A 20,871-nucleotide genomic window follows, 5' to 3' on the forward strand; every position below is an offset into this window, starting at 1 on the left:
CGTTACTTCCCTCCATATTTATTAAGATGAATTTTTTCCCATTGCAAATTATCTTCATTAAAAGGCTTACGTTCCATACCTTTATGTCCAATAGCTATGATACTAAGTACTTGCAGTTGTAATGGAATATCAAGGATATCGTGTACATATTCACCAGAAGATATACCGGAAGCCGTAAGCCGTTCTCGAACCTGCACCCAACAACTTCCTAAGCCTATGTCTTCAGCCTGAAGTTGCAAATAAATAGATGCAATAGCAGCATCTTCAATCCACACATCACTAACCAACGGATCGGCAACGACTACAATTGCCAACGCAGCATCCGCAATGAATTGTGATGCCTGTTCCTTACAAAAAGATAATTTTTTGAGACTCTCTTTATCATCCACTACAATAAACTGCCAAGAATTGCTACGCTTTGAGGTAGGTGCCATCAACGCTGCTTTCATTAGTGTAACGACCTGTTCTTGCGTCAATTCTTCCTCCGTAAATTTACGCATACTGCGACGGACTTTTATCAATTCGCTGAAACTTTCCATTTGTGTATACTGTTTTAGTGTGAATACTTTATTAATGTATGCAAAGATACGAGATTATTTTCTAAATTTGCAGTAATGCCCTTGAAACTGACTACATATTACCGAGGAAGCCTAATACCCGAATTACCGGGTACAAACACGTTCCACTCCACCGAATTGTTTCGTATCTACGAAGCGACACCGGGATATACTCCTCTGCTCATTGTCGCTTCCGAAGAAGGGAAACCTATAGCCAAGTTACTTGCTGCAATACGAAAAAGTGTACGTCTGTTTCCACCGGGTATCATTAAGCGGTGTGAAGTCTATGGTACAGGAGAGTATTTTGATAACCTAGTAGATCGGGAAACAATCTTTAGTGATATGCTACAACGACTTACAGACGAAGCTTTGCGAGAAGCCTTTCTTATCGAATTTCGTAATTTGGATAATGCCAAGTTCGGTTATAAAGTTTTTCGTGAAAATCATTATTTTGCCATCAATTGGTTACGTGTACGTAACTCACTACACCTTGTTGCACAGGCAGAAGAATGGTTTAGTCCTTCACGCATCCGTCAAATAAAGAAAGGTTTAAAGAATGGAGCTAAAGTACGCGAGGCACATACAGCAAAAGAAATCAGAGACTTCGCTCATATGCTTCACAAAGTATATTCAGCCAAGATACGCCGCCATTTTCCAAGCAAAGATTTTTTCCAGCAACTTGAAAAACAAATGATGAGGAGCCGCCAAAGTCGTATCTTTATCGTGACTTATAAAGATAAAATTATCGGTGGAAGCGCTTGTATCTATTCAGATAAAAGTGCATATCTATGGTTTTCCGGTGGAATGCGAAAAACGTATGCACTGCAATATCCCGGTATTCTTGCCGTATGGTATGCATTGCACGACGCCAAACAACGTGGATATCACCATCTGGAATTTATGGACGTAGGTTTACCGTTCCGTAAACATGGTTATCGGGAATTTGTACTTCGTTTTGGTGGAAAACAAATCAGCACCCGTCGCTGGTTCCGCTTTAAATGGGAATGGCTGAATCGGATGCTGATCAAAATGTATGAGTAATCTCTATTATTCAATTTACTGGATGATTTTAAAAACGACTGAGCTGTAAGCACCCATTTTTATAGAAGAAGGTGTATCTTTCTTTTGTTGAATTGTACCGGATACCCCTACTACTTTCTCTATCTTATCAGAAAGTGAAATTTCTACAGATAAGTTTCCAAAGTTATGAACAACCAGCATCTTTTCGTTTCCTTTAGTCATGTACCATGCAGCAATGGTTTTACCTGTAGTTGTATTACTCTCATTATAAGTACTATGTTTCGTCATTGCCCCTTCGGCTAAAGCAGGATATGTATTACGTAGCTTTGTGAAGGTAAGATATGTATTCAGTAAAGAGTTGATATTTTCCCTCTGGTCGGTCACAGGTTTTATATTAGAAGCTAAGGTTGCATCAATCTTATCAGTATAAGCAGTAGTGTAGTTGTTGTCTCCCCATAACATCGGACTACGTACATATTCATCACCATTTTCTTTTGTTCCATAAAGCCCCAGCTCCTCACCGTAATAGATATAGGGATGCCCCGGTGCAGTTAACAATACAGCAGCAGCCAATTTTTCCTTAGCTTCTGATTTACCTAACTTGGAAGCAGCACGATCTTCATCATGATTACTTAACTTAGTAGCTTCGATATAATCTTGACGATATTGCATATATTCTTGTTGATAAGAAAGAATATCATTTGCAAAATAACAACCCTGGCCATTATTTATCGCATACTCCAAACGATACCAGAATGAAAATTCAAATAATGCCGGAAGTCCTGCATAATAGGGCGCTACCTCATTATGCTCTGAAAGAACTTCTCCCACTACATAAATATCATCTGTATTTCCTTTTTGCTTATAATATGTATTCATATCATCATAGAACATCTTCAGGAAACGAGGATTTTCATCGGAAGTAGCACTATGATAAATGTGTTTCACGGCATCTAAACGGAAACCATCCACCCCTTTATCAATCCATCCTTTAGCAGCCGAAGCAATAGCTTTGTATGTAGGGGAATTAGCAGCATTCTCTATCGAACCATAATTTAAATCTGCAAACCAGTCGGTATAGAAATGAGAATGATAGTACCATAAACTCATTGAGTCAAATAAAATATTTTCAGGTGAAGAATTGGTTATAGCAAAAGCCTCTCCCAGTTTTACTTTGGAAGAAAGAGAAGATGCACCATATTTTGTACCTCCATCCCAAGTGGTATTACTTGTACGAATCAGAAAGCCCCAGTCTGTATCCAAATTAACCGTTAATTCATATTTATTATTACCTTTATCATAGAATTTCTTACAGACCCCGTTTCCATAATAAAGATATTTAGCTTCCTTCGTACTTGTATCCGGATTATCATTATCGACAACAGAAGCTTCCGTTACTGTTACTGTCGGTTTAGAAGAATCAGACCAATCAAGTACAAATTTATAACATCCTTTAAAAGCCGTACTTACAGAAAACCACTCACCTTTATTATATCCATTCCCACCTTCTTTACTTATCATTGCTATTTTACCAGCAGCAATATCAGTTTGTGGATTTTGTGAGAAAATATAGTAATCACGATATGGGCTCTCAGCAGACGCTTTCGCGTCTAAAAACCAAGGATGATCTTTACTAGTATGATTCATTACATAATCTAGATAAATCTTAATACCCAGACTATGTGCTTTGGTTACCAGCTGTTCAAAGTCGCCCATTGTTCCATATTCAGGATTTACAGTCGTATAGTCTGTTACATCATATCCATGATAAGACATTGCTGGATGAATAGGTGATAACCAGATAGCGTTTATACCTAACGAGTTCAGGTACTCCAACTTATCAGTAATCCCCTTAAAATCGCCACACTTATCCCCGTTACTATCGGCAAACGAATATACCAGCAATTGATAAGAAATATCTGCACGCTTCTGTCCATCCCACTCTATAGGAGTAGCAACTAAATTCTCCCATTCTCCCGAAGGTTCGGGATCTGGTTCGGGAACAGGCGATGCCGGATTATCATCACTACATGCCAGCATGAAACATACCAGCAAACAATACATCAGAAAAGAGATAAACTTATTCTTCTTCATGTTATTAGATTTTTTCATTAGTTATCTTTATTCAAAGATAGAGAAGAAACCGAAATATAGAGTGAACTTTGAAACCTAAAGTTATAAAGAGGTTTCGAAAACGTTTGCATGAAAACAAGGCTGTTCAGTAACGTCCAAACAGCCTTGCCATACTTATCTTACACAATTTAATATTAGAAACTGCCTGTACCGTTTCTGAAGTCCAATTTTACAACTTTACCACCTTCAATGGGCACACGCGGTTCTTGATCTCCACCTTTACCACGGTATTCAATCTTACTTTCTTTGATAACGAACTCAGATTGCCACCAGTCAACACCATCAATACCTGTTTCTGCATAAATACGCAAATCACCGGCACCAACAGTCGTAGCTTGATATGTACCATCTGTACCTAATGTGAAAGATACTTTGGCCAATGGTTCCCAACTGCCAGCACATCCTCCTACCAAATAAATCTGCGGTTCAACCAATATCACCTTTCTATTTACAGACTTTTTATCAGCAGAAAGAGTACAAGAAACAATAATCATATAATAACCGTCATGGTCTACTACCAAGTTACTTCCTCCTGTATTATATTCACCAAATCCTTTAGGATCTTCATTCTCCGCACCAAAGTTTTCACCAGTGTCCCAACTTCTTTCATGATTAAATTTCATTTTATTATTGGCTTTCATGTAATAAATCCCCCAAAACATACCATCATGACTATGAACAGGTATCATTTCAGGAGCTACATCCCAACTCCATCCCTCACTAAATGCATCACCGTTAATATACATCTTTTCTGGAAGTTCAGCAGTGGTTGTATCCTCTGCTGTACATACAGCCTTGGCTGAGAATTTGCCGGTACGTAAATCCAACTTTAATGTTACAGTATAAATACCGGCTTTATCAATCTTAAAATTCTGACCTCCACCTTTACATTCACTAAAAGATTCCGAAATTGAGGTTGCAGCATCGCCAGTACCCCCCATATTAGTATGAATTTTGACAGTAGCCCCTTGGTAAGGAATAGACATCCCCCAATCACCAGAATAACGAAACTTCATTTCCTTTTTGTCCAAAGTCACACCTTCCAAACTAAATATCACAGAAGCCTGAGCTTCATCATAAGAAGCTGTTCCCATAGAAGTTTCACCATTCCACTGCAATGGAGTAGCATCACCTATAATTCCAAAACCTACAGGAATAATAGTCAACTGCTTATCAGCCATACTCATAGCTATATAATATAATCCATCAGTTGCAACCTTAAAAGCCTCACCGTTGGCAGATAATGCAACTGTCTCAGCAGGTGTAGAAGATATTACTTCCCCTCTGCCATAAACAGTTTGATTACCTTCAGCATCTACATTCAAAATATTGAAGCTACCACTTGCCTTCAGCCATGTATAAATACCTACTACATTAGTACCATCAGGTGCATTATCTAATGGAGCAGTAGTTAGTTGAGAAGAAGTTGCCGTTGCGCTATATATAGTAGCATCTCCTGTGATATATGTTCCCGTCTGTGCTTCTGTAATGATTTTCCAGTTATCATTACCTTCTTCGCAACTTGTTCCTATCACTAATAGCAACAGAAGAGTTGTCACATATTGAAATATCTTTTTCATATTATTTTCCGTTAAATCGTTCAACTTTTAATAACCATAATTTTGTGTCAGCTTAGTGTTCAAGCTTAATACATCTTCGTGAATCGGGAATACAGTAGTATATCCATTTGCCTCTTCTTTCAACTGTGGCCTATCTGTGTAAGCACGAGTGAACTTACCAAAACGTATCAAATCTTGACGACGTAAACCTTCCCAAGCAAACTCTCTCAAACGTTCAGCGAGTAGATTATCCAAGGTAGCATCTACATCCAAAGAAGCCCCAGCACGTTTACGCACATCATTCAACTCAGTTTGTCCACTTTCACCATTACGAACCTTCGCTTCACTTTTCATCAATAACACATCAGCATAACGGAATAGGACAATATCATTACTTTGCAACTTACCGTCATTGGTAGCAGAAGCATCCAACTCATATTTCTTCATACGCGCACCAGCAGTCTTTTCATTCGGTTTGTTAGACAAATCTAAAGTAACATCTTCCGGTACATATACCAAATCCGAACCATCATCCATCTTTATCACTCCATTCGGACCTTCAACTTTACCTGCGTAATAAGTTAATTCAAAACGCGGATCTTGTTTATTTGTATTATATCCAAACGCATCCAAAGCTTCTTTTGTCGCAGAAGAGCCATTCCACCCACCTTGCCCGTAAGCATTACCATGATTATAGTGGCGGGAACGGATTAAATTATAAAATTCATTTTTATATAAATTCGCATCCATTGGAATGGTGAAAATATTTTCTACCGAAGACTCATTCTTTAAAGAAAAGTTTGCTTCAAACTTTTTTTCCAAATCATATCCAAGAGCCTTTATTTTATCACAGTAAGCAATAGTAGCCTGCCATGCATTCATTTCAGTACCATCCACAATCAACTTAATATTCTTACCGTCCAATTTTGTAGCATCTATCCAGTTGTCATCCATATAAACTTCTGCATTTAAAGCCAGTTTAGCTAAAAGGAAATAAGCCACCGGTTTTGTCATACGACCATAATACTCACCAGTTAAATTACTGTGTGCATCACTTAAATCAGTAACAGATTCCTGTAGTTCGGTCCATACAAAATTGAATACAGCAGAACGTTCAGACTGTTTCACGTCTTCCATAGCCATGGTAGATGAAGTTACCAACGGAACACGAGCAAACATATCGAGCAGATAATAGTAATACATGGCACGAAATGCACGAACTTCTGATATATAGCCCGGTACAACTTTATTTTGCGGATCATTCTCCAATATTTCTTTTAGTTTATCTAAAGAAGTATTAGAAAGTGCCACTACTCTATAAAGATAATCCCAAGAACCCTTTACCAAATCATTTTTAGTACCCCAGTCATGTTTGAACAAACCTTGCCACAAACCACCGTCATACCAGTCCCCCCCACGTGTAGGAAGGATGGCCTCATCCGTAGTAAAAGTGTTCAAGTCATAAAGTCCTCGGTCAGTTCCTTGTAAACCGGAACCTCCACCATTAGCACCCACTTGTGTATAAAGTGTAGCCACCGTATTTAAATATACCAATGTAGAATTGGAATAAGCCTGTTCTTCCGTAATCTGATCTTTCGGGTTTTCTCCCAAGAAGTCGTCACAGGAAGAGAAGCCAAGTGTTGTTGCAGCTGCAATCAGCATGCTATATAATATTCTTCTTTTCATAATTTCCTTGAATTAAAAATTAACACTAAGTCCTAATGAATATGTACGAGACAACGGATAGAAACGTTTATCGTCTATACCAAGGTCACTACCTACCGTTGTGCTGTTAATCATTGGAGAGAGGCCGGAGTAACCTGTTATTGTGGCCAAATTATTCACAGAGAACGTTAAACGTAAAGAATTGATATTCTTTAAATTCTTGGTATTCAAATTCCAACCTAAAGTCACATAGTCAAAATGCAGGTAGTCACCCTTTTCCAACCAATAATCGGTAACGGTCTGGTCCTTGATGTTCTTTGCCGGAGCCTCAGTCATTACATTGTAAGTAGGGAACTGGCTCATATTCATATAAGACAATGAAGTACCGTTGTAAATCTTGTGTCCAAAAGCGCCATTCATCTGTACCTGAATATCGAACTGTTTATAGCGGAAACTTACATTAGCTCCCAACAAAGCCTTCGGCATAGCCTGACCTGCCACATAACGATCCTTTCCGTCTGCCAAGTCAACTCCTTCCACTCCATCAATATCTTGGATATGATAAGTATAGTCACCAAAACCATTGTCTACCAATCCATCACATTTGGGCAAATAGAATACACCTACAGGCTGACCAACCATCTGATAAATAATCTGATTATAACCGCCGATGAAACCTGCACCATTCATTCCTCCTAAATTCATATATTCTTTGGCAGTCATTTCCTGCCCCATATATGTACCATTCAAAGAAAGCAACTTATTCTTTTGGAAAGCGACGTTGGCATTAATATTCAATTCCATATCTTTTGTTTTCAGAGGAGTAATACCCAATGCTATTTCAAAACCGGTATTACGCATGGCACCCATGTTGGCAAGTAATGTGGGATGAGTGAAAGGAGGAACCTTCACATCATAATTGTAGAGTAAATCAGTGGTCTTTGAATTGTAATAATCCAAGGTCAACGTCAGACGTTCGTCAAACATACCGAAATCCACACCTACATCGAAAGTCTTCTTAACCTCCCACTTTAAATCTGGATTGTAGTTACGAGTAACACCCATAGTCACCACAGGAACACCGTTCACAGTAGTCACACCATTAGGACTCAACAAAGAAAGAGAGTTATAGGAACTGATGGCATCCTGATTACCCGCTAAGCCATAACCAGCCCTCAACTTCAAATTACTAACAAGATCTACATCTTTCAAGAAACCTTCTTCCTTCAGTACCCATGCCAAAGAAGCAGAGGGGAAAAATGCCCATTTATTATTGGCACCCACCTTGGACGAACCATCGGTACGCGCATTCACTGTCACGATATATTTATCGGCATACGAATAGTTGACACGTGCCATGAAGGAAGCCAAACTTGGATTGTTGAAATAAGAAGTATTGTCCCCCCACTTCAGTACTGCACCAGCTTGCAGATTATTGTACATGAAATCGTCTGAACTAAATCCGTGTACCGTAGCACCAAACCCCGTATTAGTGACACGCTGTATTTCACCTAATGCCAAAGCGTTAATATAATGTTTACCGAAGGCTTTCTTATAAGTCAACATCAAGTTTGCCAAAACAGACTGTGACTTATTATCACCGCGATACGCCTCACCACGATTACTCATACCTGCCTTGATGGAAGTAGGAATATACTTCTTATTTTCCTTGACATTATAAGTATACGAACCGAATGCGCTTAATTTCAAATCATCCGTGAAACTATAAGTAATACGGGCATTAGTATTAATGTAAGCATTTGTCTCACGATCATCAATATCCAAACGTCCCAATGGATTTTGTACTTCATTGGCATCAGCATTCTCATCCCAAGTACCGGTTTCCGGATTCTTAAAACTCGGGAAGGTGGGATTATAAGAAGCTGCAGAATAGAATGTCTTTTGATAGTCGTTTACGTAACGGCTCTGCTTCAATGAACCGAACATGCCGAATTCCAGTTTCAATTTATTGTTGAACATATTCTGTACAGCATCCAATTTAGCCGTATAGTTACGCATAGTATTGTTCTTGATGATACCTTTCTGATCAATAACACCAATGGAAGCACGATAATTAGAATCGTCATTACCATTAGAGAAAGAAACGCGATGGTTTTGGGTATATCCTACTTGCTGCATTTCATCCATGAAATCGGTACTATAACCCTTATCCAAAATATTGATACCTCGTGCTTCGGCAACTGCTCTATATTGATCGGCACTCAACATATCCAAATTCTTATAAACGGTTTCAATACCGAAACTACCATCATAACTCAAGCTCTTCACACCGTTTTTACCTTTAATGGTAGTTACAACAATAACACCAGACGCACCACGTGAACCGTACTGCGCTGTTTCAGAGGCATCTTTCAACACTGTGAAATTCTCAATATCAGCAGGAGATATCGCATTCAACATACCCAGATCGCCGAAAACACCGTCAATAATAACCAATGGATCATTACCGCCGGTCAAAGAAGTTGTACCACGCACACGAATGGCAGGTGATGCCGTCGGGTCACTACCACTCTTCTGGATATTGACTCCGGCCACTTTTCCTTTAATCGCCGCCAATGGATTTACTACCACACCGGCATTCATTTCTTCACGTCCTACTTTTTGCACGGCTCCCGAAACAGTACGTTGACTTCCAGTGGCATAACCGATTACAACCACATCATCCAGTATTTCACTGTCTTCCTTCAAAATTACATTGAGTGTTGGAGCAACCTGTACTTCTGTTGAAACATATCCTACGAAAGAGATGACGAGCATTGCTCCTTTAGGAGCTTGCAGTGAAAAATTACCGTCAATGTCAGTAATGACTCCATTTGTAGTACCTTTTTGTAGTACATTAGCACCGATAATGGGTTCACCCATTGCATCCTTTACATTACCTTTCACAGTGATGTTCTGTGCATAAGCGCCTACAGACAAGAATAACCCTAATAAAAGGGGAAGAATCGTTCGATAGATTCTAAGATTAACTTGCTTCATGCATTTAATAAATTAAAGTTAACAATATTAATTACCTATATATACTTCGAAATCTAAGTTTCGTTTAGCTCTTATTCTTCACAGTGTGATGCAACAAAAATATGATTTAATAAATTAGTAAAGAATAGGAATGATACAAAATATGCAATTGTTAGTACGCAAACGATTGCACCCATTAGAGACCCTCTCAGTTAAATTGAAAACCTTTTCACTCCGTTCTCCCTATTTCCTAGTATTTCCGTTTTCGTAATGAGATACTTTCGTTCCCATTAGAAGAAACCGACGTTCCCGTTAAAAGAAACCAGCGTTTCCATTAAAGGGAACTGGCGTTTCCGCGAAAGGGAACGAGAGTTCCCCCCTATAGGAAACGATAACCATTGGGTCATTGATGAGCAGCATACCTTAATGGACATATACGCAATCGTTTGCATTACAACTTAACTTAATAACTATCAATGAAGAGGGCTATATCTACCAATACTCCTATTTTTGCATTATCTTTGGAAGCTGAAAAATAAAATCTAACCCATGAATAAACCACAGATTACTATCAAGGATATTGCCCGTGCACTGAATGTCTCCCCTTCTACTGTGTCAAGAGCCCTCAAAGACAATCCGGACATCAGTCAGGAAACTCGTAATCTTATCCATGCATACGCGCGTGAACATAATTATAAGCCGAATGTGCTGGCAGTCAACCTACGAGCAAGCCGCAGCAATACTATCGGGGTGATTGTACCGCAACTGGTACATCATTTCTTTTCGTGTGTATTGAGCGGGATAGAGACTGCGGCAGCTAAAGCAGGCTATAATATAATAGTAGCACAAAGTAATGAGTCCTACGAACAGGAGGTAAAAATAGTGCATTCTTTCCTTGCCGCCCGTGTTTGTGGTGTAATATCATCGTTAGCTAAAGATACTTCTCAATACGACCATTATCAGGAATTGTTGAACAATAACATACCTATCGTATTTTATGACCGAATCTGTACCGGACTGAAAACGGAACGAGTGGTTGTGGATGATTATGCCGGATCATTTGCCGCAGTGGAATATATGATTCAGACAGGATGTAAACGCATTTTATTCTACGGTGCCGCCCCTCATCTGGAAATCACTAAAAATCGTCGTAACGGATATCTGGATGCCATGAAGAAATATAAAATTCCGGTGGATGACAGTATGATAAAGTTCTGTGATACGAGAGAACGTGCTATCGCCATCACACCCGATCTGCTGGAACAAGACAAACGTCCGGATGGTTTCTTTGCCATTAACGATGAAACGGCATCGGGTATTCTCTACGCCTGCAAACTGGTAGGAATAAAAGTTCCGGATGAAGTTTCTATTTGTGGCTTCACGGACGGAGCGATAGCTCAAAATACCGATCCTAAACTGACTACCGTAGAACAACATGGGGAAGAAGTTGGTAAAAGCGCTTTCGACATCCTGATAGATAAGTTGGAAGGCGAAGAAAAAAATAATAATAAAATTGTGAAAACCAATCTTGTGGTGAGGGGAACGACGAAGTAAAGAAGTTAATATCTAATATCATACTAGAACCATGAAAGCAAAACCCGATTTAAGTTTCTGGAAGCTGTGGAATATCAGCTTTGGTTTTTTCGGCGTACAGATTGCGTATGCCTTGCAAAGTGCAAATATCAGCCGTATCTTTTCAACATTGGGTGCCGACCCACATGATCTGAGTTATTTCTGGATATTGCCACCATTGGCGGGAATATTGGTACAGCCTATTGTAGGAGCTGCCAGTGATAAGACGTGGACTCGCTTCGGACGTCGTATCCCCTATTTGTTTATCGGTTCGCTGGTTGCCGTCATCGTAATGTGTTTGTTACCCAACGCAGGAAGTTTTGGCATGGCGGTAAGTACAGCAATGATTTTCGGACTGGTATCTTTAATGTTTCTGGATACTTCCATCAATATGGCAATGCAACCTTTCAAAATGATGGTGGGCGACATGGTAAATGAAAAACAAAAAGGACTAGCCTACTCCATCCAAAGTTTCTTATGCAACGCCGGCAGCCTAGTGGGTTATTTGTTCCCGTTCATATTTGCTTGGATAGGCCTCAGCAATACGGCTCCGCAAGGAGTAATTCCCGACTCTGTAATTTATTCATTCTATATCGGAGCGGCCATATTGATATTGTGCGTCATCTATACTTCTGTCAAGGTAAAAGAAATGCCACCTGCCGAATATGCAGAGTACCACGGCATTACGAAAGAAGAAGAACATGAAAAAACGAATATGCTGAGACTACTCATCAAAGCTCCCAAAGCTTTCTGGACAGTAGGACTGGTACAGTTTTTCTGTTGGTTCGCCTTCATGTTCATGTGGACTTATACGAACGGAAGCATTGCCGCCAATGTATTCGATGCTCCTACTGTGGAACATATCACAAACGGTATCAGTAAAATAGTTCTCGACACCAAGAGTCTTCAATATCAGGAAGCTGCCAATTGGGTAGGCGTACTGTTTGCCGTACAAGCTATCGGTTCCGTAATATGGGCTATCTGTATCCCGATGTTCAAGGATCGCCGCTTTATTTATGCTCTCAGCCTTGTATTGGGAGGTATCGGTTTTATATCCACCTTCTTCGTGCACAATCAATATGTCTTGTTTGTATCCTTCCTGCTTATCGGTTGCGCATGGGCAGCAATGTTGGCACTACCTTTCACCATCCTGACAAATGCACTTTCCGGTGGTCACATGGGTATCTATCTAGGACTGTTCAACGGTACTATCTGTATCCCGCAAATTGTAGCGGCAGCTTTAGGTGGAACTATTCTCGCCCAGTTCACCCCCAAAGGTATGCTCCCTCCTGAAATCAACATGCTGGTAATGGCAGGTGTAATGTTGATTATCGGAGCGATTTGTGTGTATCTCATCAAAGAGACCAAAGGAGAAAGGGTAGACTGATATTTATTTTGTCCTCGCTTTTCTTTTTTATTTCTGTGTATTGCTTATCTTTACGGCGACAACTACAGAAAACACATGCCATGAAGAAATACCTCAAAATTGATGAATGGAATATCATCGAAGATAGTTTTCATGCCGATCACCTACGGATGTCGGAAAGTATATTCAGTCTCGGGAACGGTCGTTTCGGCCAACGGGGAAATTTTGAGGAGCCTTATAGTAGTGATAGTTACCGGGGGAGCTTTGTCGGGGGCATCACTTTTTTAGATAAAACCCGGGTAAATTGGTGGAAAAATGGTTTTCCCCAATTTTTTACCCGTATTCCCAATGCAGCCGACTGGAGCCGTATCAGTCTCCGGTTAATCGATGAAGAATTGGATCTCGCCCAATGGGATGTGAATAGTTTTTACCGCAGGCTCGACATGAAAGCCGGTATTTCATATCGTGACGTAGAGGTTACTTCTCCACGAGGTAACCAACTACGCCTACATGTGGAGCATATCACGGATATGGCACATCCCAATCTATGCCTCATCAAATACAGCGTTACTTCACTCAATTATAGTGGTAAGATATCATTTGTTCCCATTCTTGACGGACATATAGTAGATGATAATGAACAACCGGGCGAAAAAATCTGGAATATCCTCCGTTCAGGAGGTACCCATGATTGTGCATATCTTTGGACGCAAACACGACGGGAAGATGCGCAAATATGTTATGCAATGACCTATCAACTACTAAAAAATAATAAGGAAGCCACTCATAACCCTATACGGATAGAGAAGGGTAAACAAACCGGTTTCAGTGTAGGTGTCGATGTAAAACCTGATGATACTATAACGCTTATCAAATATGTAGCTATCACATCTTCACTTTATTACGAACGGCATAACTTGATTGAACAATCCGTTTCAGAAGTATCGCAAGCCAAGCTCATCGGCTGGAATACATTATTGGAAGAACACCAAAAAGCCTGGCAGGAAATCTGGAATGAAACCGATGTCATTATCGAAGGCGACCCGGAAGCCCAACAAGGTGTCCGTTACAATATTTTCCAACTCTACCAAACCTACCGAGGAGATGACCCGCGCCTGAATATCGGTCCGAAAGGTTTCACAGGGGAGAAATATAGTGGTAATACTTATTGGAATACCGAACTATGCTGTGTGCCGTTCTTTCTCTTTTCCACTCCTAAGGAAATTGTGAAAAACCTGTTGATATATCGCTATAACCAGCTTCCCAACGCAATAGAGAATGCCAAGAAACTAGGTTTTAATAATGGTGCAGCTCTTTTTCCACAAGTAACCAGTAATGGAGAAGAATGTCATAGCGAATGGGAAATTACGTTCGAAGAAATCCATCGTAATAATATCATTGTTTATGCCATTATCCAACATGCAGCAATAAATGGTTCGTTGAATTACATAGCACACTATGGTTTGGAAGTGATGATTGCCATCTGCCGCTTCTGGAGCCAACGGGTGTCTTTCTCAACACCGAAACAGAAATACGTAATTTTGGGAGTCACCGGTCCGGATGAATACGAAAACAATGTAGACAATAACTGGTACACTAATTATTCATGTATACAATGTCTCAAAACGACCCTTGAATACATTGAAATCATCGCTCGGGAATACCCCGACGAATATACACGTATACGTCGTATCACCAACTTCAAGTATACGGAAGAAAGTGAACGCTGGAAAGATATCATCGAAAACATGTATTTACCCGAAGATAAAGAGCAGGGTATTTTTGTACAGAATGATGGTTATATGGATAAAGTGTTACAAAGTGCAGACACCATTCCCGCTGAAGAACGTCCTATTAACCAGCATTGGTCATGGGATCGTATCCTCCGTTCATGTTACATCAAACAAAGTGATGTCTTACTTGGCCTATACCTTTATTATTTTAACTTCGATACGGATACTGTTCGCCGCAACTTTGAGTTTTACGAACCTATGACCGTACATGAGTCCTCACTCTCTCCTCATATTCACGCCATATTGGCAGCACGTATCGGTAAAGTAGAAAAAGCATATCAACTTTTCCTGCATACCACGCGTCTCGATCTGGATGATTATAATAATGAAGCCGATCAGGGACTACATATCACCAGTATGCCGGGTAGCTGGCTCGCCATTGTACGTGGTTTTGCCGGTATGCAAATACTAGACGGCATACTGAAATTCTCCCCTGTCATACCCCAAAAATGGGATAGTTACTCATTCAAAGTAAATTACTTAGGAAACACCTTACATATACATATTGGGAAAGAAATAAAAATCTCTCTTACTACTGGAAATAAACTGAACATACAGGTCTACCAAAACGTTTATGAGCTAAGACAAGGGTTAGATTTGACTATCAAAACAGTAGAATAAACTTATATACATTGTTTGGACAGTACAATTATAAACTTGAAAATCGTTTTCGTTTTTCAAGCTTAGACCTTTATACCCTAATAGAACAATAAAATACTTGTTTTTAGCCAAAAGGAAATGAAAAGAATGTATCTCTTCGCCCTGATTACGACGCTTGTAATTACGTCTTGTGGGCACAAAAAGGGGGAAGATCCCCCTCTCATCCGACCTGTAAAAAACGCTACTGTCAGCTCACAGTCGGTTATTCACAAAGATTTCTCCGGTATGGTGGAAGCAGTAGAATATGTAAAACTGGCATTTCGTGTCAGTGGACAAATCATTAATCTTCCGGTAGTAGAAGGGCAGCGGGTAAGAAAAGGACAACTGATTGCCGCCATCGATCCACGGGATATTGCCTTACAATATGCAGCAGACAAAGCTACATACGAAACGGCGGCTGCCCAAGTAGAGCGTAACAAGCGCCTGTTGGGTCGCCAAGCCATTTCCTTGCAAGAATATGAGATCAGTGTAGCTAATTACCAAAAAGCAAAATCCGCTTACGAATTGTCTTCCAACAACATGCGGGATACGAAATTATCTGCTCCTTTCGATGGATCCATCGAAAAACGTTTGGTAGAAAACTACCAACGTGTCAACTCTGGAGAAAGTATCGTACAGCTGGTAAATACCCAAAAGTTACGTATCAAATTTACCATACCCGATGATTATCTCTATCTGCTCCGTGCCAAAGATGTTACGTTTAAAGTGGAATTCGACACTTATAAAGGGAAAATATTCAATGCCAGGTTAGAAGAGTATCTTGATATATCGACAGACGGTACAGGCATTCCGGTTACCATCATAATCGATGACCCTACCTTCGACCGTAGCATATATGATGTTAAACCGGGATTTACGTGTAACATCAAGTTGGCTTCGGATATCGCTCCGTTTATAGAAGAAAAAATGATGAATATTCCCCTCAGTGCGGTATTTGGCGAGAGTGGAGATAAAAAGACATATGTTTGGATAATAAACAATGATAAAGTCAGTCGTCGTGAAGTAACCGTATATTCACCGACAGGTGAAGCAAATCTACTCATTTCCAAAGGAGTGAAACCGGGAGAAACCATTGTTATAGCCGGAGTTCACCAACTGGTAGAGGGACAAACTATAAAGGTGATTAACTAAACGATATTCATTATGAACTTAGCCAAATACTCATTAGAAAACACAAAGATTATCTACTTCTTCCTCGCTGTATTGCTCATCGGCGGTATATTCTCATTCGGCCGTTTGGGAAAGAAAGAGGATGCGCCCTTCGTCATCAAGACGGCGGTCATCATGACACGCTATCCGGGAGCCGAACCGGCCGAAGTGGAACGACTCATCACCGAACCTATCTCCCGCGAAATACAGAGTATGAGTGGAGTATATAAAATAAAATCAGAGTCCATGTACGGGCTTTCAAAAATTACGTTCGAGTTGCAACCGTCACTTTCTGCCGCATCTATACCGCAAAAGTGGGATGAACTACGCCGTAAAGTACTCAATATACAACCTCAATTACCAGTCGGTTCTTCTATCCCAACCGTCTCGGATGACTTTGGTGATGTGTTCGGTATCTATTATGGTTTGGTTGGCGATGACGGTTTCTCATACGAAGAAATGCGCGACTGGGCCGAACGTATCAAGACTCAGGTCATCACCGCTGACGGTGTAATGAAAGTAGCCCTCTTCGGTACACAGACGGAAGTAATCAACATTTTTATTTCCGTAAGCAAACTGGCAGGGATGGGTATTGACCCTAAACAACTGGCAAGTTTACTGCAATCTCAAAACCAAATTATCAATACCGGTGAAATCAGTGCAGGTGAACAGCAACTGCGTATTGTGGCAAATGGTACATATACAACTGTCAACGATATCCGTAATCAGATAATCACTACTCCGGGCGGACAGGTCAAACTAGGTGATATAGCTATCATTGAAAAAGGTTATATAGATCCTCCAAGTACCATCATGCACGTAAACGGGAAACGCGCCATTGGAATCGGAGTCTCTACCGACCCGCAAAAAGATGTAGTGAGAACCGGTGAACTGGTTGATGAAAAGCTTGCCGAACTATTGCCTCTCATCCCCGTAGGATTAGAACTGGAAAGTCTTTATCCTGAAAACGTCATAGCTAAAGAAGCGAATAATGGTTTCATCATTAATTTGATAGAATCTATCCTGATTGTAATTGTCATCATCATGTTGGTGATGGGAATGCGTGCAGGTTTGCTTATCGGTTCTTCCCTGATATTCTCCATCGGAGGTACATTGCTTATCATGTCGTTTCTGGGGGTTGGTTTGAATCGAACCTCACTGGCAGGATTTATCATAGCAATGGGTATGTTGGTAGACAACGCCATCGTGGTGACGGATAATGCCCAAATAGCCATAGCCCGTGGCGTAAACAGACGGAAAGCCCTGATAGAAGGGGCTACCGGGCCACAATGGGGATTGCTGGGTGCAACTTTTATTGCCATCTGTTCATTTCTACCGTTATATCTGGCTCCCTCTTCTGTTGCCGAAATCGTAAAACCTTTATTTATAGTTCTTGCTATTTCGCTGGGTTTGAGTTGGGTACTGGCATTGACGCAGACTACAACTTTCGGTAATTTCATATTGAAAGCTAAAACCGGTAATATTATCAAAGATCCGTATGACAAACCGTTCTATCACAAATTTGCCTCCATACTCAGCGTATTGATACGAAAGAAAGTATTGACATTGGGAAGCATGGTCGTTTTATTTATCCTCTCCCTTGTCATCATGGGATTAATGCCTCAAAATTTTTTCCCATCATTGGACAAACCCTATTTCCGTGCAGATGTATTATATCCAGATGGTTACAGTATCAATGATGTGGAAAAAGAAATGAAGAAAGTGGAAACTCATTTAATGCAGCAACCGGAAGTGAAACGAGTTTCCGTTACCTTCGGAAGTACTCCGTTGCGTTATTATCTGGCATCGACCTCCGTTGGTCCAAAGCCCAACTTTGCCAATCTTCTGGTAGAGTTGACAGAAAGTAAATACACTAAAGAATACGAGGAAAAGTTAGATACCTACATGAAGGTGAATTATCCCAATGCCATCACTCGTACCACGCTGTTTAAATTATCTCCTGCGGTAGATGCCGCTATTGAAATCGGTTTTATCGGTAACAATGTAGACACACTGGTACAACTGACTAATCAAGCATTGGAAATAATGCACCATGATAATGAGCTTATCAATATACGCAATTCTTGGGGAAATAAGATACCTGTGTGGAAACCGATATATAGCCAAGAACGTGCACAGCCGTTAGGAGTATCCCGCCAAAGTATGGCACAGAGTATTCAGATCGGAACAAATGGAATGACGTTGGGAGAATATCGTCAAGGAGACCAAGTTCTTCCTATCCTACTGAAAAACAACACTACAGGTTCTTTCCACATCAACGATCTACGTACTCTGCCTGTATTCGGTACTACACCTGAAACGACGACACTGGAACAGGTAGTCAGTAATTTCGATTTCCAATATAAATTCTCTAATATAAAGAACTACAACCGTCAAATGGTAATGATGGCACAAGCCGATCCTCGCCGTGGCGTGAATGCCATCGCCGCCTTCAACCGTATATGGAAACAAGTGCAGGAAGAGATTGATATCCCCGAGGGATATAAAATGAAGTTTTTCGGTGAACAAGAAAGCCAGGCAGAGTCTAATGCTGCTTTAGCCGCCAATTTGCCATTGACGTTCTTTCTCATGTTTGTCACCCTGTTATTCTTATTCAAGACATATCGTAAACCGATTGTTATTTTACTGATGTTGCCGCTTATCTTTATCGGCATTGTATCGGGGTTATTATTATTGGGTAAAACGTTCGATTTCTTCGCTATCCTCGGTTTACTGGGACTAATTGGCATGAATATTAAGAATGCAATTGTATTGGTAGATCAGATTGATGCAGAAACTGCTACCGGAAAAACACCGCGCGAAGCGGTTATCAGCGCAACCATCACCCGTATTGTTCCGGTAGCGATGGCATCCGGTACTACCATTTTAGGTATGCTCCCATTATTGTTCGATGCCATGTTCGGTGGTATGGCAGCCACAATCATGGGAGGGCTATTAGTGGCTTCGGCATTGACCCTGTTCGTATTGCCTGTAGCATATTGCGCCATACATAAGATTAAAGGATAAAATGATTTTACTATTTGATGATTTACTATTTATCGTTTGAATGATGAAAACAAATATATTTATTCTATTCTGGCTATGTTTCGGCTTGAATGCCGGAGCACAACAATACCTGAGCCGAGAAACCTATCGTGACAAAGTAGAAGCCTACAGTCAGATTTTGAAACAGCAACAATTGAAGTCTGTTGCAAGTATCGAAGCGCGAAAAATAGCCGCTACCGGTTTTCTGCCACAGATAGACATTACCGGTGAGGGTACTGCCAACCTGAATCGGTTGGACAAGTGGAACAGTCCGAAAGGAGAATATCGTCCTTACACTTATCAAGCATTGGTTACATTAGGCCAACCTTTATATACGGGAGGCGCATTGATTGCTCAAAAAAAAATAGCTAAAGCTGATGAAGAGTTGGACAAACTTGCCATCGAACTGACTATAGACCAAATTCACTATCAGAGCGACGCCGTTTATTGGAATGCTTCTGCCGCATGGGCCATTCTTAAAGCTGCCGCAAAGTTCGAAGAGATTATCGACCAACAATATAACATCATCCAAGACCGGTTCAACGATGGCGCCATCAGCCGTACCGATCTGCTAATGATATCTACCCGCAAGAAAGAAGCCGAACTGCAATTCATCAAGGCCCGTCAAAACCACACTCTCGCCCTACAGCAATTGAATATACTGATGGGAGCAAAACCGGATGAACCAGTAGACAGTCTTTATGAGATCAATGTTGCCTGTCCATCGGTCACTCCTCTCAATCTGGATGAAGTTTTAGAACGCCGTGCCGACTATACCGGTACATTCGTCAATATAGCCAAGAGCGAAGCACAACGAAAAGCCGCCCTAAGTAAATATAATCCCCAACTCAACATGTTTCTCGCTACAGGTTGGGATACGGGAATTACATACATGGGATTGGATGTACCGCATACTCCCATTGCCGGGATCAATCTTAACATACCTATCTTCCGATGGGGTGCCCGTTTCAAGACAAACCGCCAACAGAAAGCCTATATCGGTATTCAGAAACTGCAACAAAGTTATGTCACTGATAATATATTGGAAGAACTATCTGCCGCCACCACCAAACTGGCGGAAACAGAACAACAAGTAAAAACCGCGGAAGAAAATACAAAGCTTGCGGAAGAAAACCTTGATCTTGTTACCTTTTCCTACAATGAGGGAAAATCCAGTATGGTCGATGTACTTTCAGCACAACTGTCATGGACACAGGCCCAAACAAATTTAATCAATGCTCATCTTGCCGCTAAAATGGCGATGGCTGAATATAGAAAAGTTATTAGCGAATAAAAAATGCCTGTTCAGAAAAAGTATTATAAATTTTAGGCACGGATTACGTGTAATCCGTGCCTAAAAATATTATTCAGCA

Annotated in this window: 12 protein-coding genes; 7 read left to right on the forward strand and 5 right to left on the reverse strand. The window is 40.6% G+C overall.

The genetic code is table 11. The annotated features are described in order from the left end of the window. Positions 1 to 2 precede the first annotated feature (2 nt). The gene (locus tag DXC10_RS09785; protein ID WP_101544997.1) at positions 3 to 539 is read right to left on the reverse strand and encodes a nitroreductase family protein; all 537 of its coding nucleotides are present in this window, start codon (positions 537 to 539) and stop codon (positions 3 to 5) included. A gap of 75 nt (positions 540 to 614) precedes the next feature. Between DXC10_RS09785 and DXC10_RS09790 the strand changes: the two genes are divergently transcribed. Continuing rightward, on the forward strand, positions 615 to 1,598 hold the full coding sequence (locus DXC10_RS09790; RefSeq protein ID WP_101544995.1) for a GNAT family N-acetyltransferase: 984 nt from the start codon (positions 615 to 617) through the stop codon (positions 1,596 to 1,598). Positions 1,599 to 1,613: 15 nt separating this feature from the next. On the opposite strand, the gene DXC10_RS09795 is transcribed toward DXC10_RS09790, so the two are convergent. The 4 genes from DXC10_RS09795 to DXC10_RS09810 form a co-directional block, all read right to left on the reverse strand. Beyond that, positions 1,614 to 3,671: an alpha-amylase family glycosyl hydrolase gene (locus DXC10_RS09795; RefSeq protein ID WP_117737813.1), complete on the reverse strand. Its 2,058-nt coding sequence runs from the start codon at positions 3,669 to 3,671 to the stop codon at positions 1,614 to 1,616. Positions 3,672 to 3,844: 173 nt separating this feature from the next. Continuing rightward, positions 3,845 to 5,290 (reverse strand): SusF/SusE family outer membrane protein, encoded by a 1,446-nt coding sequence (locus tag DXC10_RS09800; protein ID WP_101545136.1) that lies wholly within the window; start codon positions 5,288 to 5,290, stop codon positions 3,845 to 3,847. Between the two features lie 27 nt (positions 5,291 to 5,317). Next, positions 5,318 to 6,955 carry a RagB/SusD family nutrient uptake outer membrane protein gene (locus DXC10_RS09805; protein ID WP_117737781.1) on the reverse strand — a complete coding sequence of 546 codons (1,638 nt, stop codon included), beginning with the start codon at positions 6,953 to 6,955 and terminating at the stop codon, positions 5,318 to 5,320. Between the two features lie 12 nt (positions 6,956 to 6,967). Further along, the gene (locus tag DXC10_RS09810; protein WP_101544992.1) at positions 6,968 to 9,934 is read right to left on the reverse strand and encodes a TonB-dependent receptor; all 2,967 of its coding nucleotides are present in this window, start codon (positions 9,932 to 9,934) and stop codon (positions 6,968 to 6,970) included. Between the two features lie 528 nt (positions 9,935 to 10,462). Here DXC10_RS09810 and DXC10_RS09815 point away from each other — a divergent pair. From DXC10_RS09815 to DXC10_RS09840, 6 genes are all read left to right on the forward strand, one after another. Further along, a complete protein-coding gene (locus tag DXC10_RS09815) occupies positions 10,463 to 11,467 on the forward strand; it encodes a LacI family DNA-binding transcriptional regulator (protein ID WP_117737782.1) in 1,005 nt (334 codons plus the stop codon). 31 nt (positions 11,468 to 11,498) lie between these two features. After that, positions 11,499 to 12,872: an SLC45 family MFS transporter gene (locus DXC10_RS09820; protein ID WP_117737783.1), complete on the forward strand. Its 1,374-nt coding sequence runs from the start codon at positions 11,499 to 11,501 to the stop codon at positions 12,870 to 12,872. Positions 12,873 to 12,952: 80 nt separating this feature from the next. Beyond that, on the forward strand, positions 12,953 to 15,265 hold the full coding sequence (locus DXC10_RS09825) for a family 65 glycosyl hydrolase domain-containing protein (protein WP_117737784.1): 2,313 nt from the start codon (positions 12,953 to 12,955) through the stop codon (positions 15,263 to 15,265). Positions 15,266 to 15,382: 117 nt separating this feature from the next. Continuing rightward, positions 15,383 to 16,435, forward strand: coding sequence for an efflux RND transporter periplasmic adaptor subunit (locus DXC10_RS09830; RefSeq protein WP_117737785.1), 1,053 nt, complete (start codon positions 15,383 to 15,385; stop codon positions 16,433 to 16,435). A 12-nt stretch (positions 16,436 to 16,447) separates the two neighbouring features. After that, positions 16,448 to 19,480 (forward strand): efflux RND transporter permease subunit, encoded by a 3,033-nt coding sequence (locus DXC10_RS09835; RefSeq protein WP_117737786.1) that lies wholly within the window; start codon positions 16,448 to 16,450, stop codon positions 19,478 to 19,480. Positions 19,481 to 19,520: 40 nt separating this feature from the next. Beyond that, the gene (locus DXC10_RS09840) at positions 19,521 to 20,792 is read left to right on the forward strand and encodes a TolC family protein (protein ID WP_117737787.1); all 1,272 of its coding nucleotides are present in this window, start codon (positions 19,521 to 19,523) and stop codon (positions 20,790 to 20,792) included. Positions 20,793 to 20,871 lie beyond the last annotated feature (79 nt).

Origin of the sequence: Bacteroides sp. OM08-11 (assembly GCF_003438665.1) — a bacterium.
Taxonomy (GTDB): Bacteria; Bacteroidota; Bacteroidia; order Bacteroidales; family Bacteroidaceae; genus Bacteroides; species Bacteroides cutis.